Source organism: Streptomyces sp. NPDC111507 (assembly GCF_055638955.1).
Genome location: NZ_JBVKBU010000014.1, coordinates 40,922 through 55,584 on the forward strand (window position 1 = coordinate 40,922; position 14,663 = coordinate 55,584).

The 14,663-nt window shown below is 71.3% G+C and carries 16 protein-coding genes; 10 read left to right on the forward strand and 6 right to left on the reverse strand.

What is annotated here, in order from left to right:
* Positions 1–105: 105 nt before the first annotated feature.
* Together ACZ7M2_RS38575 and ACZ7M2_RS38580 are read left to right on the forward strand one after the other, a co-directional pair.
* Positions 106–765, forward strand: a complete 660-nt coding sequence (locus ACZ7M2_RS38575; protein WP_471599241.1) for a DUF4232 domain-containing protein — start codon at positions 106–108, stop codon at positions 763–765.
* Positions 766–893: 128 nt separating this feature from the next.
* Complete coding sequence (locus ACZ7M2_RS38580) at positions 894–1,328, forward strand: VOC family protein (protein WP_471599242.1); 435 nt, start codon at positions 894–896, stop codon at positions 1,326–1,328.
* Positions 1,329–1,410: 82 nt separating this feature from the next.
* Here the strand turns inward: ACZ7M2_RS38580 and ACZ7M2_RS38585 are convergent, their stop codons facing one another.
* On the reverse strand, positions 1,411–2,298 hold the full coding sequence (locus ACZ7M2_RS38585; protein WP_471599243.1) for an MmyB family transcriptional regulator: 888 nt from the start codon (positions 2,296–2,298) through the stop codon (positions 1,411–1,413).
* Positions 2,299–2,467: 169 nt separating this feature from the next.
* Between ACZ7M2_RS38585 and ACZ7M2_RS38590 the strand changes: the two genes are divergently transcribed.
* Positions 2,468–2,683 carry a tautomerase family protein gene (locus ACZ7M2_RS38590; protein ID WP_471599244.1) on the forward strand — a complete coding sequence of 72 codons (216 nt, stop codon included), beginning with the start codon at positions 2,468–2,470 and terminating at the stop codon, positions 2,681–2,683.
* A 78-nt stretch (positions 2,684–2,761) separates the two neighbouring features.
* Positions 2,762–3,421, forward strand: a complete 660-nt coding sequence (locus ACZ7M2_RS38595) for a hypothetical protein (RefSeq protein WP_471599245.1) — start codon at positions 2,762–2,764, stop codon at positions 3,419–3,421.
* Here ACZ7M2_RS38595 and ACZ7M2_RS38600 read toward each other — a convergent pair.
* The gene (locus ACZ7M2_RS38600; protein ID WP_471599246.1) at positions 3,403–3,891 is read right to left on the reverse strand and encodes a winged helix-turn-helix transcriptional regulator; all 489 of its coding nucleotides are present in this window, start codon (positions 3,889–3,891) and stop codon (positions 3,403–3,405) included. The genes ACZ7M2_RS38595 and ACZ7M2_RS38600 overlap by 19 nt on opposite strands.
* A gap of 80 nt (positions 3,892–3,971) precedes the next feature.
* On the opposite strand from ACZ7M2_RS38600, the gene ACZ7M2_RS38605 reads away from it, so the two are divergent.
* Both ACZ7M2_RS38605 and ACZ7M2_RS38610 read left to right on the forward strand, forming a co-directional pair.
* The gene (locus ACZ7M2_RS38605) at positions 3,972–4,676 is read left to right on the forward strand and encodes an SDR family NAD(P)-dependent oxidoreductase (RefSeq protein ID WP_471599247.1); all 705 of its coding nucleotides are present in this window, start codon (positions 3,972–3,974) and stop codon (positions 4,674–4,676) included.
* Positions 4,677–5,249: 573 nt separating this feature from the next.
* The gene (locus tag ACZ7M2_RS38610; protein WP_471599403.1) at positions 5,250–6,413 is read left to right on the forward strand and encodes a glycoside hydrolase family 64 protein; all 1,164 of its coding nucleotides are present in this window, start codon (positions 5,250–5,252) and stop codon (positions 6,411–6,413) included.
* A gap of 14 nt (positions 6,414–6,427) precedes the next feature.
* On the opposite strand, the gene ACZ7M2_RS38615 is transcribed toward ACZ7M2_RS38610, so the two are convergent.
* Entirely contained in the window at positions 6,428–7,093 is a 666-nt protein-coding gene (locus ACZ7M2_RS38615) for a TetR/AcrR family transcriptional regulator (protein WP_471599248.1), read from the reverse strand.
* Positions 7,094–7,221: 128 nt separating this feature from the next.
* Between ACZ7M2_RS38615 and ACZ7M2_RS38620 the strand changes: the two genes are divergently transcribed.
* Together ACZ7M2_RS38620 and ACZ7M2_RS38625 are read left to right on the forward strand one after the other, a co-directional pair.
* The gene (locus ACZ7M2_RS38620; protein WP_352050266.1) at positions 7,222–7,785 is read left to right on the forward strand and encodes an NAD(P)H-dependent oxidoreductase; all 564 of its coding nucleotides are present in this window, start codon (positions 7,222–7,224) and stop codon (positions 7,783–7,785) included.
* Positions 7,786–7,919: 134 nt separating this feature from the next.
* Positions 7,920–8,597, forward strand: a complete 678-nt coding sequence (locus ACZ7M2_RS38625) for an AIM24 family protein (RefSeq protein WP_067377408.1) — start codon at positions 7,920–7,922, stop codon at positions 8,595–8,597.
* 78 nt (positions 8,598–8,675) lie between these two features.
* On the opposite strand, the gene ACZ7M2_RS38630 is transcribed toward ACZ7M2_RS38625, so the two are convergent.
* From ACZ7M2_RS38630 to ACZ7M2_RS38640, 3 genes are all read right to left on the reverse strand, one after another.
* A complete protein-coding gene (locus tag ACZ7M2_RS38630; protein WP_471599249.1) occupies positions 8,676–10,451 on the reverse strand; it encodes a M4 family metallopeptidase in 1,776 nt (591 codons plus the stop codon).
* A 202-nt stretch (positions 10,452–10,653) separates the two neighbouring features.
* Entirely contained in the window at positions 10,654–11,709 is a 1,056-nt protein-coding gene (locus ACZ7M2_RS38635) for a polyprenyl synthetase family protein (protein WP_471599250.1), read from the reverse strand.
* Positions 11,706–12,764, reverse strand: a complete 1,059-nt coding sequence (locus tag ACZ7M2_RS38640; protein WP_471599251.1) for a tetratricopeptide repeat protein — start codon at positions 12,762–12,764, stop codon at positions 11,706–11,708. The genes ACZ7M2_RS38635 and ACZ7M2_RS38640 overlap by 4 nt, the downstream gene beginning before the upstream one ends.
* Positions 12,765–13,068: 304 nt before the next feature.
* Between ACZ7M2_RS38640 and ACZ7M2_RS38645 the strand changes: the two genes are divergently transcribed.
* Positions 13,069–13,953 carry an aminoglycoside phosphotransferase family protein gene (locus tag ACZ7M2_RS38645; protein ID WP_471599404.1) on the forward strand — a complete coding sequence of 295 codons (885 nt, stop codon included), beginning with the start codon at positions 13,069–13,071 and terminating at the stop codon, positions 13,951–13,953.
* Positions 13,954–13,997: 44 nt separating this feature from the next.
* Positions 13,998–14,624, forward strand: a complete 627-nt coding sequence (locus ACZ7M2_RS38650) for an alpha-ketoglutarate-dependent dioxygenase AlkB (RefSeq protein ID WP_403696462.1) — start codon at positions 13,998–14,000, stop codon at positions 14,622–14,624.
* Positions 14,625–14,663 lie beyond the last annotated feature (39 nt).

Here is a 14,663-nt window from a genome sequence, read left to right on the forward strand (position 1 = left end):
GCGAGGTCAAGACTCCTCCGTTACAGGGCTGTTGATGATCACCTCGTATCGTGGTGATCAACACGGCGCTCGTCGGCGCCCCTCATGCAACGGAGAAGAACCACCATGCGCCTGTTCCACGCCGCTGCCGCTCTCGCCGCCACGTCCGCCCTGGCCCTGACGCTCACCGCCTGCGGGAACGGCAGCGGCAACGACGCCTCGGGCGACCAGTCGCCCGCACCGGCTTCCTCTCCCTCGGCCACTGCGACCGGCGGCGGCCCGGCCGAGAACGCGGGTGCCACCAAGGATGCGGGCAGCAGCACCGGCGGCGGTACGGGCACCAGCACCGGCAGCAGTGGCGGCACCGGCGCGGGCCGCTGCCACACCGCCGGGCTGGGCTTCTCGTTCGGCTCCGGCGACGGCAAGGTCAGCAGCTCGGACGACCAGCAGCAGCTGGCCGTGGTGCTGAAGAACAAGACGTCCGCCGCGTGCACCATCCAGGGCTTCCCCGGGGTCGACCTGAAGTCCTCCGGCGGCAGCTGGTCGCTGACCCGCAGCGGTGCGACGCCCAAGAAGGTCACCGTGGCCGCCGGCAGCAGCACGACGTTCACCCTCACCTTCCTGCCGTGGAACCAGGGCAGCGGCACCGAGTTCAAGGCCACCTCGGTCGTCATCACCCCGCCGAACGAGACCACCTCGACCACCCTGGCCTGGCCCGGCGGCAGCGTCCTGCTCCAGGACGGCGCCACGCACCCCGGCACCTACACCGGCCCGGTCGGCGGCTGACGGCAACTGGCCCGGGCCGCACCCGAGACGTCGTCCTGGCGTGGGTCTCTCGTCGGCTGCGTGCGCCACAACCTGGCCAGGGGCGAGCACGTGGACACGACGAGGGACCCCGCCTCTACGATGGACCGATGGCAGCGATCAAGCAGATACAGGTCACCTTCGACTGCGCAGAACCTGAGCGCGTCGCTCGTTTCTGGTGCGAGGTGTTGGGGTACGTCGTACCGCCGCCGCCGGAGGGGTTTGCCACGTGGGACGATTTCGATCGCGCACTGCCGCCCGAGCGTCAGGGTTCGGCGTTCGCCTGCATTGATCCCTCAGGTGTGGGCCCGCGACTGTATTTCCAGCGCGTCCCCGAAGGCAAGGTCGTCAAGAATCGGGTGCATCTGGACGTGCGGGTCGGCACCGGGCTCGTGGGTGAAGAGCGCCTGGCCGCACTCGAGGCCGAATGCGCACGACTGGTCGCGCTCGGCGCTGTACGCGGGCGACTGCTGCTTGCCGATGCCAACAACGAGTCGTGCCTCGTGATGCAGGACATCGAGGGCAACGAGTTCTGTCTCGACTGAGGAGCCGCGAACGTGGCACCTTCGGGAGTCGGCTGGTGCGGTTCGCCATCACGAGGGTCGCCGTTCCGCGGGGCATCCACTCTCAGTCCGCGTGGACGCCGCCTTCGGTGTGGGAGGCACCCTCGGTCGCCGCCATGTCCTGCGTGCCGATGACGCCGAGCAACTCGAGCTGTGCGGCGCCCTCGGTGCCGGGCGGGGCCGTGAACCACAGGAGGCGCTGGCGGCCGTCCTCGCTGAACAGACTGTGGCAGTCCAACTCGATGACGCCCAGCGCGGGATGCACGATGCGCTTGTGATCGGTGCGGCGCAGGCCGACATCGTGGGTGTCCCACAGGGCGGCGAACTCCGCGCTGCGCCGCCGCAGTGCGGCAGTCATCCCGGCGACCTCGGTGTCGCGGCCCCGGCGGGCGGCGACCGCCTGCAGGTCGGCGACGAAGACGCGTGAGTGGTGCGCATGGTCCTCGGGCGGGTAGACCGCGCGGGCGGCCGGATCGGTGAACCAGCGGTACGCGAAGCCGGTGGCGGGGCCGCGCGGCTCCGGAGCCCGGCCGAGCAGTGCCGCGGCCAGCTCGTTCTGGACGAGGGTCTCGTGCAGGTCGGTGATGACCTGGGCCGGGGTGGTGGCCAGCCGGTCCAGCAGCCCGAGCAGGGCGGGCTGCACGTGCCGCGCGCTCGCGCCGTGCGCCGATGCGGGCAGCGGCCGGTCGGCGAGGTGGAACAGGTGGTCGCGCTGGTCGCCGCCCAGCCGCAGCGCCCGGGCGAGAGCGGCCAGTGTCTGGGACGAGGGCTGGGCGCCGCGCCCCCGCTCCAGCTCGGTGTAGTAGTCGGCCGACAGACCCGCCAGTTGCGCAACCTCCTCGCGCCGCAGACCGGGCACCCGGCGCCGGGGCCCGGCGGGCAGGCCGACGTCGGCCGGCCGGATCCGATCACGCCGGGACCTGAGGAACGCCGCAAGCTCGGGAAGGTTCACCCGCTCATCGTCGCCTCTCCGGCGGGGTCCGAGCCAGGGGCTGGTGACCCCCGGGTGGGCTCAGCCCTGGCCGGAGCAGGTGACTCGGACAGATGGTTGCCCCATCGGGGTCGACCTCCTGCTCGTTGTGAGCACCTCCGACGCCCCCGCACGAAGAGGAGAGAGCACCATGCCATTCGCGAACTTCAAGGTCCCCGCCGGCACCCTCACCGCAGAGCAGAAGGAGCAGATCATCACGCGCACCACCGACCTGTACGCCGAGATCTTCGGCGACCGCGCCCGGGCCACCACCCTCGTACTGGTCGAAGAGGTCGCCGACGCCGGATGGGGCATCGGCGGCGGTGTCCTGACGCTTGCCAAGATCCAGCAGACGTCGCAGGAGTGACGGCCCGGCCGGTCACCGCCCGCACCACGGCCGTGTGCGTCGCCCTGTGGAGGGCAGCGCGGGAACTCGTCGACGGTCATGAAGCCGTCCGGCAAGCCCTTCGGCCGAACCAGGCCCGGTGGCGGCGCCGACGGGCGGCTCGACGAGGTGGGCGACCATCTCGGCCCGGTGCGCGAGGGAGCGTCGGTGCGCGGCAAGGACTCGTGGGTGCCTCCCGTTGCGGAGGAACCGGTGCCGGCCGCCCGGGCAGGCGCGTTGAGCCAGTGGCATGCATCTACCGGTCACCACTACCTCCGGTTCTCGGACGGCCCTCCGCCCTGGATACCTGGAGGGCGCAACGACGCGAGTTGTCTGCCGGGATGCATCTCCTTCGCGAAGGAGCGGGCGGACGGCAGTGCTGCCTTCCGGGTCGGGAGCGGATTCCTGTTGCAGACCCCTGACCCGGTGCTGCTGCCCACCCCGGAGGCCGTGGTCGCTGTTGAGGCCCTGGTGAAGGTTCTGACCACCGACATCCACTCCCATCGATCGCGACGCAGTGGTGGTGGGTTCGCCTGCATCGATTCCGGCCCGGATCGCGGCCACGGTGCCTCCGTGCGGTGGAGTGTGCTCGGTACCTCCCGGCGGACGGCCTCGTCGGACGACCTCGCTGTCGATTCCCTACAGGGCGATCATTCGCACTTGCCAGCCGCTCACGCGCGCCTCTCGACCGTCTTCGCCACTCACGTTGCCTCGTCGTAGGAGCGGCGGGCCGCTTCGATCGCGTCGTTGTGGTCGGTCGCCCACTGCACGAAGGTGTAGAAGGTCTCGCGCAGGCCGTGCCCCAGAGGGGTCAGCTCGTATTCCACCCGGGGTGGCACCTGTGGGTAGACGGTGCGCGTCAGCAGGCCGTCGCGCTCCAGGTGGCGCAGGGTGATGGTGAGCATGCGTTGGGAGATGCCGGGGACCTGATCGCGGAGGACTCCGAAGCGCAGCGGGCCTGCCGCGAGGATGCCGACCACCAGCACCGACCACTTGTCACCGACGCGGTCCAGGGTCTCGCGGATCCCGGCGCCGTTGTCCGGCCAGGCCGCGCACGGGTGCGGCGGGACTGTCCACGGCGCAGACGGAGTCTCGGAGGACGCGGGCGGAGTCTCAGAGGAGTCGTCGGCCGCCGGAGCGTGGGAGGCGGCAGGGGCGTCGTGGGGATCAGCGGTGTTACTACCGAACATGCGTGTGCCTTTTGTGAGCATCGTCCTGAGTTACTACCGTGGCGTTACCTACAAAGGGTAACTATTGAGAGGGGCTCCTCATGCCCACACCCCCGTCCACCATCGCCGTCGTCGGCGCCGGAGCCAACCTGGGCCGCTCCATCGCCCGCCGATTCGGCAGCGTGGGCCACCGCGTAGCCCTGATCGCCCGCAACCGGCACAATCTGGAGGCCCTCGCTTCCTCCCTCGCCGACGAGGGCATCACCGCCGGCGTCTACCCGGCCGACGCCAGCGACGAGAAGACGCTGACCGATGCCCTCGAGGCCGCCTCCGGCGACCTGGGCCGCATCGGCGTCCTGTCCTACAGCCCCGCCCCGGTGTGGAACCACGCCGGTGAGGGCCTGCCCGACCTGGCCGCCATGGGCTTCACCAGCACCCTGGAGACCACCCCGGCCTCCGCCCGCGCCCAGTTCGATCTCACGGTCGGTGGCGCGCTGACCGCCGCTGCCGCCGTGCTGCCCGCGATGCGCGAAGCCCGCGACGGAGCGCTGCTGTTCACCACCGGTCGCTCCGCTGTCGACCCCCTGCCGTTCCTGGGCAACGCGGGCATCGCCCAGGCGGGCCTGCGCAACTGGGCCGGCGGCGCCCACACCGAACTGGCCTCCGACGGTGTCTACGTCGGCCACCTGAGCGTGGGCGTACCCATCCTGCCCGGCGCCGGAGAGGGCGACCCCGACGCCATCGCCGACCGCTGGTACCAACTGGCCCAAGCCCGGGACACCTTCGAGACCACCATCGGCTTCTGAACCCGTGGCGCTCAGCCCCTCCCCAGGGGCTGAGCGCCACAACATCAGGCGGAGCCTGGGATCGGCGCCGCCCGGGGGGGCAGTTGGGGATCGGCCGCGGTGGAAGCGAGGCGGTCTCGCATTCCATGGACATCGGTCTCGCGGCCGACCTGCGTCAGACAGTTTCGCCGCCGACCTGCACGGGACAGCTCGCGGCCGACCCGCGCCGGATACTCGAGTGCCATCGGCTCGACATGGCCCGGACCGACCAGCCCCAGCACCACCGCGTTCGACGCCGAGCGGTGCCGTGACGCCGCCTCAAAGGCTCTCGGCCCGCCCCGTCTCGGTTCACGATCACCCGCACGCGACCCGGACACATCACGACCCGGGCGCACAGGGGGATGGACCCCAGCTGGACCAGACCAATCCTGCCGGAATCGTTGACATGTACGGCACCCGCCGCAATTCTGAGAGCGCTCTCAACGAGAACCGGACGGCTCCACTCCGCCGGAATCCACCTCGTTGCAATCCCCCCACTCAAGGAGAGAGCGAGTGCCCAGAAGGCTCAGGAGTCTTAAATGGCATGCCCTGGCGGTGGCGGCGGCCACCACCAGCGCGGCGCTTCTCACGTTCGGCGCCCCCTCCGACGCGAACGCGGCCGTCCCCACGACAATCCCGCTGAAGCTCACGAACAACTCCGGCCGCAGCGAACCCGTGTACATCTACGACCTCGGAACACTCCTCTCGACGGGCCAGCAGGGCTGGGCCGACGCGAACGGCACGTTCCACGCCTGGCCCGCCGGCGGCAATCCGCCGACGCCCGCGCCCGACGCTTCGATCACGGGACCGGCGGGCGGCCAGTCGATGACGATCCGGATGCCGAAGTTCTCCGGCCGGATCTACTTCTCCTACGGCCGGAAACTCGACTTCCGCCTGACCACCGGCGGCCTGGTGCAGCCGGCCGTGCAGAACCCGAGCGACCCCAACCACAACATCCTCTTCAACTGGTCGGAGTACACGCTCAACGACTCCGGGCTATGGATCAACAGCACCCAGGTCGACATGTTCTCGGCCCCGTACGCCGTCGGGGTCCAGCTCGCCGACGGGAGCACCAAGAACACCGGCCACCTCAAAACGGGCGGCTACACCGGGTTCTTCAACGCCCTGCGCGGTCAGCCGGGCGGCTGGGCCAATCTGATCCAGACCCGGTCCGACGGCACCGTCCTGCGGGCACTGGCTCCCGGCCACGGCATCGAGGCGGGCGCGCTGCCGGGCACCGTCATAGACGACTACATCAACCGCGTGTGGCAGAAGTACAGTTCGTCGACGCTGACGGTGACGCCGTTCACCGATCAGCCGAACACCAAGTACTTCGGGCGGGTCTCCGGTGACGTCATGAACTTCACCAACGGCGCCGGAGCGGTCGTCACCAGCTTCCAGAAGCCCGACTCGGACAGCGTCTTCGGTTGCTACAAGCGGCTGGACGCCCCCAACGACCTGGTACGCGGGCCCATTTCACGAACCTTGTGCGCGGGCTTCAACCGCTCGACCCTTCTCACCAACCCCAACCAGCCGGACACGAGCTCGGCGAACTTCTACCAGGACACGGTGACCAACCAGTACGCCCGCAAGATCCACGCGCAGATGGCCGACGGCAAGGCCTATGCGTTCGCCTTCGACGACGTCGGCAACCACGAGTCCCTCGTCCACGACGGCAACCCCCGACAGGCGTACGTCACGCTGGACCCGTTCAACTGACGCACACGGAAGAGCTAGGGCCTGTCCGGCACCGGGCAGGTGGTCCGCTGCACGAGGTCGTGCCAGCCGGACTCCAGGCGCTCGAGGGGCATCCCGTATTGGCGCGTCAGGTGGTGGACCAGGGCGGGTTCCAGGTAGCCCATGAGGGTCTGGGCGAGGAGAACGCCGTCCGCGCCGGGCACGGCCTCGCGCAGGAGCATGGCGACATGGGTGAAGCGGACGCGGTACTGGGCGGAACTGAAGCGACGGGAGGCGTCCGGCTCGGCGGCGATGTACAGGTCGAGCCGGTCGTGGATCTCGCGCAGGGCCCGGCAGCCGAAGGCGTGCAGGCGGTCCGCCGCTGACGCGCCGGGGCCGAGAGGTGGCGGGCCGCTGAGGAAGGCGGCCTGGAACTGCTGCTCGGTGTGGTCGAGCAGGGCCATCAGCAGGCCGGTGCGGTCACCGAAGCGCCGGAAGACGGTTCCCTTGCCCACCGAGGCCGCGGCGGCGACGGCTTCCATGGTCACATTGGCGACCCCGTGCTCCTCCACCAGGCGGGTGGCGGCCTCCAGCAGCCGGGCGCGGTTGCGTGCGGCGTCGGCGCGGAGCTGCGGCGCGGCGGGCCCGACGGTCAGCTCCAGCGGAACCGGGGCTCCCGAGGGTTCCTGCCCCTTCGGGAAGGGCGGAAGTGGGGTGGACATGAACACAGCGTAACGGCAGAAGGGGGCAACTGGACCCTGGTCCGTTTAGGTGCTACAACATTAAACAGACCAGCAAGCGGACCTCGGTCCGCTTTATTGCCGCAATGTTTCGTCCCCGGGAGTTCCCCATGTCCGTACGCATCCTCGCGCTCGTCGGCAGCCTTCGCGCCGGCTCCCACAACCGCCAGCTCGCGGAGGCGGCTGTCAAGCTCGCCCCCGAAGGCGCGGAGATCGAGCTGTTCGAGGGACTCGCCGAGGTCCCGTTCTACAACGAGGACCTCGACGTCGAGGGCAAGGTGCCGGCCGCCGCCACCGCCCTCCGTGAGGCCGCGGGCCGCGCCGACGCCTTCCTGCTCTTCTCGCCGGAGTACAACGGCACGATCACCGCTGTCCTGAAGAACGCCATCGACTGGCTGTCGCGTCCGTACGGCGCCGGCGCCTTCACCGGCAAGCCCGCCGCCGTGGTCGGCACCGCGTTCGGTCAGTTCGGTGGCGTCTGGGCGCAGGACGAGGCCCGCAAGGCCCTCGGGATCGCCGGTGCCGCCGTCCTGGAGGACCTCAAGCTCTCCGTTCCCGGCTCCGTGACCCGCTTCGCCGAGACCCACCCGGTCGACGACGCCGAGGTCGCCGCCCAGCTCACCGAGGTCGTCGCCCGCCTGCACAGCCAGGTCGGCACCGCCAGCGCCGCCTGACGACTCCCCCCAGGGCCGGTCCGGTGCCACCGGACCGGCCCTTCGCGCGTTCCCGGCAGCCGCCGACCGCCCCCAACGACCCCCGGTTGTCAGCGATCTTGGCGGAACCGAACCCTCCGGGCCAAGATGCCCGCATGAAGGGTGATCTCTTTTCCAGTGACCACATGGTGCAGCCCGCCGTCACGCCGGGCATGACCATCCAGAACGCCAAATCGATCAAGTACGCCGTCAACGGCGACATGCTCGCGCGCCAGGGGGCGATGATCGCCTACCGGGGGAATCTGCAGTTCGAGCGCAAGGGCCAAGGCGTGGGCGGCATGCTCAAGCGGGCGGTCACCGGTGAGGGACTGCCGCTGATGACGGTGCGCGGGCAGGGCGAGGCCTGGTTCGCGCACGAGGCGCAGAACTGTTTCATCATCGACATCGAGCCGGGCGACCTGTTCACCGTGAACGGGCGCAACGTCCTGTGCTTCGACTCCACGCTGTCGTACGAGATAAAGACCGTGAAGGGCGCGGGCGTCACCGGCGGCGGCATCTTCAACAGCGTCTTCAGCGGTCACGGCAGACTGGGGCTGATCTGCGAGGGCAACCCGCTGGTGATACCCGTCTCGCCGCAGCAGCCGGTGTACGTCGACACGGACGCGGTCGTCGGCTGGACCGCGCAGCTCCACACCTCGCTGCACCGCTCGCAGTCGATCGGTTCGATGATCCGCGGCGGCTCGGGCGAGGCCGTGCAGCTGAAGCTGGAGGGCGACGGCCTGGTCGTCGTACGGCCGAGTGAGGCGACTCCGCAGAAGGCACAGCAGCACTGACGCCGGGGGGAACGGCGAAAGGGGCCCCGCCCGGAGGCGGGGCCCCTTCTTCTGGTGCCGTCCTGCTCGTACCGGCCGTCAGCGTCCGGCGGCCGGGGTGTTGGCGGTGGTGACGTTGACGGCGGCCCACGCCGCGTCCACCGCCCGGTACTCGGCGCTGGTCGCTCCGTACATGTCGGCGGCGGCCTTGAGGGTCGCGGTCCGCGCGTCGTGGAAGTCGGTCGTGGAGACCATGTAGCGGGTCAGCGCGCGGTAGAAGATCGCGGTCGCCTTGGCGCGTCCGATGCCGGTCACCCGCGAACCGTCGTACGTCGGCGAGTCGTACGTCACACCGCCGATCGTCTTGCGGCCACTGCCCTCGGCGAGCAGGTAGTACGCGTGCGACGAGACGCCGGAACCGGCGTGCACCTCGGTGTCGTACGCCTCGGGCGACCAGTAGTCGATGGTGCCCTCCAGCTTGTCCAGGGAGGGGTGGTCGAGGCGGCGCAGGAACTTCTGGGCGAGGCCCAGCTTCTCGCCCATGAGGTAGTTGGGCGGGTTCTTCGGGTTGTTGGCGGAGAACTCGACGTTGGACCCGAAGATGTCGGCGAGTGACTCGTTGAGCGCGCCCGGCTCGCCGTACTGGTTGCCGTCCGCGTCCACCCGGGTGGGTTCGAGGGCGGCGGTGGCGTCGACGACGCCGTGGGTCAGCTCGTGGCCGGTGACGTCCAGGACGACCAGCGGCTTCTTGAACATGGCGCCGTCACCGTCGCCGTAGAGCATGCAGCCGCACGTCGAGTCCCAGAAGGCGTTGCCGACCTTGCGGCCGAAGTGGACCATCGCGCGGGCGCCGGTGCTGTTGTTCTTGATGCCCTTGCGGCCGAAGGTCTTCTTGTAGAAGTCCAGCGTCTGGGTGATGCCGTACTGGGCGTCGACCGCGGTGGTGGTCCGGTTGGCGGTGGTGCCGGTGCCCCACTTGTTGGTGGTGCTGGTGAACTTCGTGCCGCGCGAGAAGGCTTCCAGTTCCGCGCCCTTGGCGTCCCGGGTCTCGGTGTTCCAGCGGGTGGGGTCCTTGAGGAGGAAGCTGGTGCGCGCGGTCCGGGTCGTGGTCAGCGTCACCTTGCCGGCGAAGAGGGAAATGCCGCTGCCGGTCGCCTTGACCGGGTAGCGGGCAGCCGCCGTCGCGCCGAGGAGGCCGGACGGCTGGGTGGCCACGCCCGTCACCGGGCTCGCCGTCTCGCCCTTCTCCCGCAGCGTCCTCTCCAGGTGCGGCGAGATGAACTCGTCGCTGTCGGGGGTGTTGCTGCGGATCCGCCCGCTCTGCGCGTCCACGACGACCGTGCGGGAACCGCCGGCCTCGGTGGTGTCGCTGTCGATCACGCGCACCTGGTAGGCGAGGGCGGCGGCGCCGTCGCGGGCGTCGACGACGAGTTCGGCGCTGCCCGCGTCGCCCTGGGCGACCGCGGCGGCCTTCTGTTCGGCCTGCTGGGGCGTCAGCTTCGCCTCGGTCGTGGCCGGCTTGACGGCGTGGTCGGCGGCCCTGGTCACGCCCAGGTAGGCGGACTGCTTGCCGAGGTGGACGACGAGGTCGCCGCCGAGCACCGGGAGTCCCTGATGGCTGCGGACGAAGCGGACGTGCTGCTTGCCGTCCGGGTCCGTCATGACGTCCGTGGCCCGCAGGGTGTCACCCGGGCCGACACCGGTGGCCGGGGCGTGGGCGAACGCGGCGGCCCGGGCGGCCTCCACCGGCGAGGAGGCCGAAGTCGCGGCGCGGGCGGGCGAGTCGGGCGTCGCGAAGGCGGGGCCCGCCGGAAGCGTGGCCGCCGTCGTCACCGCGACGGCGATCGCCACGCGGCGTATGTGGGGTCTACGCACTGAGTTCCTTCGAACGGGGGCGGCCGGCGTCACCAACCGCCCTGGAGCACGGCGCCGTTGAACGCCGTGGAGGCTGTCGGGCCCTTCCGACAGATGCGACGAGGGGGGCGCTGGTTGCCCGACGAGGTCCACCGACCCGCACATGTGATCGATGTCGCAGCGCCTCCGGCCCACGGCGGGGGGAGCCGGAGGGGCGCAGGTGTCAGATCGTGCGGTGGGCGAGGGAGGAGAGGAGCGTCCGCAGGTCCGCGGCGGGACGCGGGGCCAGGGAGGCTCCCGCCAGCAGGGTGTCCGCCGCGGTGAGATGCCGGCGCGCCGCGCCCAGGGCCGCCGTGCGACCACCGGCCCGCTCGACCAGGGTCGCCGCCCGGCGTACGGCACCGTCGTCGAGGACGGCGGTGGAGGCGAGGAGTTCGGCGAGCGGGGAGCGGCCCGGCGCGGCCAGGGCGGCGAGAACGGGCAGGGTCTTCTTCCCGTGCCGCAGATCACCGTGCACCGGCTTCCCGGTGACGGCCGGATCGCCCCAGATGCCGAGCAGGTCGTCGGCGATCTGGAAGGCCACCCCGAGATGACGTCCGGCACGGTCCAGGGCGGCGGCGGTCTCCCGCGGCGCGCCCGCGGACCCGGCCCCGACGGCCAGCGCGCAGCCGAGCAGGGCACCGGTCTTGTGCTCGGCCATCGCCTCGTACTCCCCCGCACTCACCGCGTCGGGGCCTGTCCAGGGGCGGTGGGCGAACAGCAGGTCGTCGGCCTGACCGCGGACCAGGTCGCGCGAGGCCCTCGTCAACCGCCGCACTGCCGCCGCGGCGTGGGCGGTCGCGGGCGCCGCGGTGAGGGTCTCGACGGCCAGGGCGAAGAGCGCGTCGCCCGTGAGGACGGCGGGGCCGGTGCCGTAGGCCTTCCACACGGCGGGACGGCCGCGGCGCAGCGCGTCGTCGTCCATGATGTCGTCGTGCAGGAGCGAGAAGGTGTGCAGCAGTTCCACCGCCACCGCGCCCGGCACGCCCGCCTCGGCGCAGCCTCCGGCCGCCTCGGCCCCGAGTACGGCGAGTGCCTGTCGTACGCCCTTGCCCTGGCGGTGGGCCGCGGGGGCGCCGCCGACCTCGCAGCGGCCCAGCGCGTAGCCGGCCATCTCCGCCACCCAGGGGTGCAGCCCGTCGACCGCCTCCGCGAGGGCCGGGGCGACCAGTTCGCGGCAGCGCGCCAGGATCTCCGGGGCGGCGGGCGGCGCCGTCAGGACCGTACGGGGAGAGGTCATCGGCCTGCCTCCGTGTCCACGCCCTCCGCCGGGGTGAGGCCGAGCTCCGTCCGCGCCCGTTCGACCATCTCCCGGGCGTGCCGCAGCCCGATGCCCTCCAACACGCGGGCCAGTTCGGTGAGTTCGGCGGCGGTCTCGGCGTGGTCGCGGCCGAGCCTGGCCAGGGACTTGACCAGCCCGAGCCGGGACAGCGCCCGGCCGCGCGGCTCGCTCATCGCCTCGAACTCCGCCAGTGCCTGCGCGTAGAGGTCCCGGGCCCGCTCATAACGCCCCGCCCGGTAGAGGACGTTGCCGCGCATCTTGTGGTTGTAGGCGAGGGCCCCGGACAGGTTCATCGCCCGGCAGGACACCTCCGCCTCGCTCAGCAGTGCCAGCGCGCGGTCCGGGTCCCGGTCGCGTACGGAGACGATGTCCGCGAGGCCGCGCAAAGCCCAGGCGTGGCCGCGCCGGTCCTCGGCGCGCGCGGCGATCTCGGCCGCTTCCTCGAACATGGCGTACGCGGTGTCGTAGGCGCCGGTGTTGCGGTGTATCTGTGCGATGCCCTCCAGGGCCCACACGGTGTGGCGGGCCTCGCCGCGCTTGCGGGCCTCGGCCAGCAGTTGTTCGTGCAGGGCGGTCACGGCGGCGTAGTCGCCCTGGATGCGGCCGGTCTCCGCCAGGCCCGCCAGGGAGTAGCCGCGTACGACGACGTCCCCGGACCGCTCGCCGAGTTCGGCGGCCAGTCGCAGCAGCCGCCAGGCCAGCGGGAACGCCCCGCGCTGGCGGGCCAGGGTGCCGCCGCTCCACAGCGCCCACGCCATCGCGCCGGTGTCCCGGGCCGCGCGGGCGGTGCGGTAGCTCGCCTTCCATGCCCGGTCGGCGTCGGCCACCTGCCCGAGCCTGCGGTGCGCCTCGGCGACCGCCAGGCCCGACCGGGCCGCCTCGGCACGGGCGCCCTCGCGCTCGGCGGCGCGCAGTTGCTCGGTACCCGCCGCCAGGACATCGGTCAGCGAGGAGTTCACGGACAGGGTGGTCAAAGCGCCCTGGTACTCGGGGGCGAAGGCCTTGCCGTACATGGATCCCTTTCGATCGGCTGACTTGCACGGATCGGCGGCACCCGACGACTCGACTGCGCACCTACGTATACACACTCTGTATACACACCTTGTATACATGGAGCGTATAGTGTGCTGGATTTCCACTCGGGAATCCCTGCCGTATCGCGGCTGCCGCGCCGCCCATCCGTTGCCGATCAAGACGGTGATGGCGTCCACCAGGTTGCCTGTCGCGAAAAAGAAGCGCGAACCTCCGTCGCCCCAGGCATAGTTGGGCCCCGTGTCAAACAGAGAACCAGAAGCGCAAACGATCCCCGAGGGCCCGATGCGTCCCGGCGAGTTCCCGATCGACGCCTCGCTCGTGCGACGACTGCTGGCCGCGCAGTTCCCACGATGGGCCGAGCTGCCCCTGAAGCGCTTCCCGTCGGCGGGTACCGTCAACGCCCTGTACCGGCTCGGCGACAACCTGACCGTACGCCTCCCCCGGATCGAAGGAGGCTCCGAGGACGTGGCCAAAGAAGCGCACTGGGTGCCGCGGCTCGCCCCGCTGCTCCCGGCCACCGTCCCCGAGATCCTCGCCACCGGCACACCCGGCGAGGGCTACCCGTGGCCCTGGATGGTGCAGCGCTGGCTCGACGGCGAACCCCCGCACGCCGGCCGTCTCAGCGACCCGCTGCCCCTGGCCGCCGGCCTCGGCGCCTTCGTGGCCGCGCTGCGCCGGGTCCGGCTGCCCGACGGGCCGACCGCCTACCGGGGCGTGCCCCTGTCCACCGCCGATGCCATGACGCGCGCCGCGCTCGACGAGCTGCGCGGCACGATCGACACCTCCGCCGCCACCGCCGCCTGGGAGGCGGCGCTCGCCGCGCCCGCATGGACCGGTCCGCCCATCTGGGTCCACTCCGATCTGATGCCCGGCAATCTGCTCATCCGCGGGGGCCGGCTCGACGCCGTGCTGGACTTCGGCACCGTCGGCGTCGGCGACCCGGCCTGCGACCTCATCCCGGCCTGGAACCTGCTCCCCGCCGAGGCGCGGGACACCTTCCGGCAGGCGGCGGGCGCCGACGACGCCACCTGGGCACGGGGACGCGGCTGGGCCCTGTCCATGGCGCTCCTCCAGCTCCCGTACTACCGCGTCACCAATCCGGTGATCGCCGCCAACGCCGAGCACGTCATCCACGCGGTCCTCACGGAGGCCGACGGCAGACCCTGAGACATTAATGGAACGTATATTCGAATACGGAGTACGCTGGAGGCATGTCCACGCACCTCCAGGGCTCGCTGTTCGACCAGACCGACGAGCTCCACCTCAGTCAGTTGAACGCGCTGCGCCGGACGGTCCTGGGCGACGGGGCCTGGATCGACCTGTTGCCCGGATGGCTCAGCGGCGCCGACGCCCTGTTCGCACGGCTCGTCGACGAGGTGCCGTGGCGGGCGGAGCGGCGGCAGATGTACGAGCACATGGTGGACGTACCGAGGCTGCTCGCGTACTACCGGGCGGGCGACGCGCTGCCGCACCCGGTCCTCGACGAGGCGCGACAGGCGCTGTCCGCGCACTACGCCCGCGAGCTGGGCGAACCGTTCACCACCGCGGGCCTGTGCTACTACCGGGACGGCCGCGACAGCGTGGCCTGGCACGGGGACCGGATCGGGCGGGGCGCACGGGAGGACACCATGGTCGCGATCCTCTCCGTGGGCGCTCCGCGCGACCTGTTGCTGCGCCCGCGCCACGGCGGGGAGACCCTGCGGCGCCCGCTCGGACACGGCGACCTGATCGTGATGGGCGGCTCCTGCCAGCGCACCTGGGAGCACGCCATTCCCAAGACGGCGCGGGCGGCGGGGCCGCGGATCAGCGTCCAGTTCCGTCCGAACGGCGTGAACTGAGACGGGGGCGGGTGTTCCGGTCCGGCAGGGCCCTTCGCC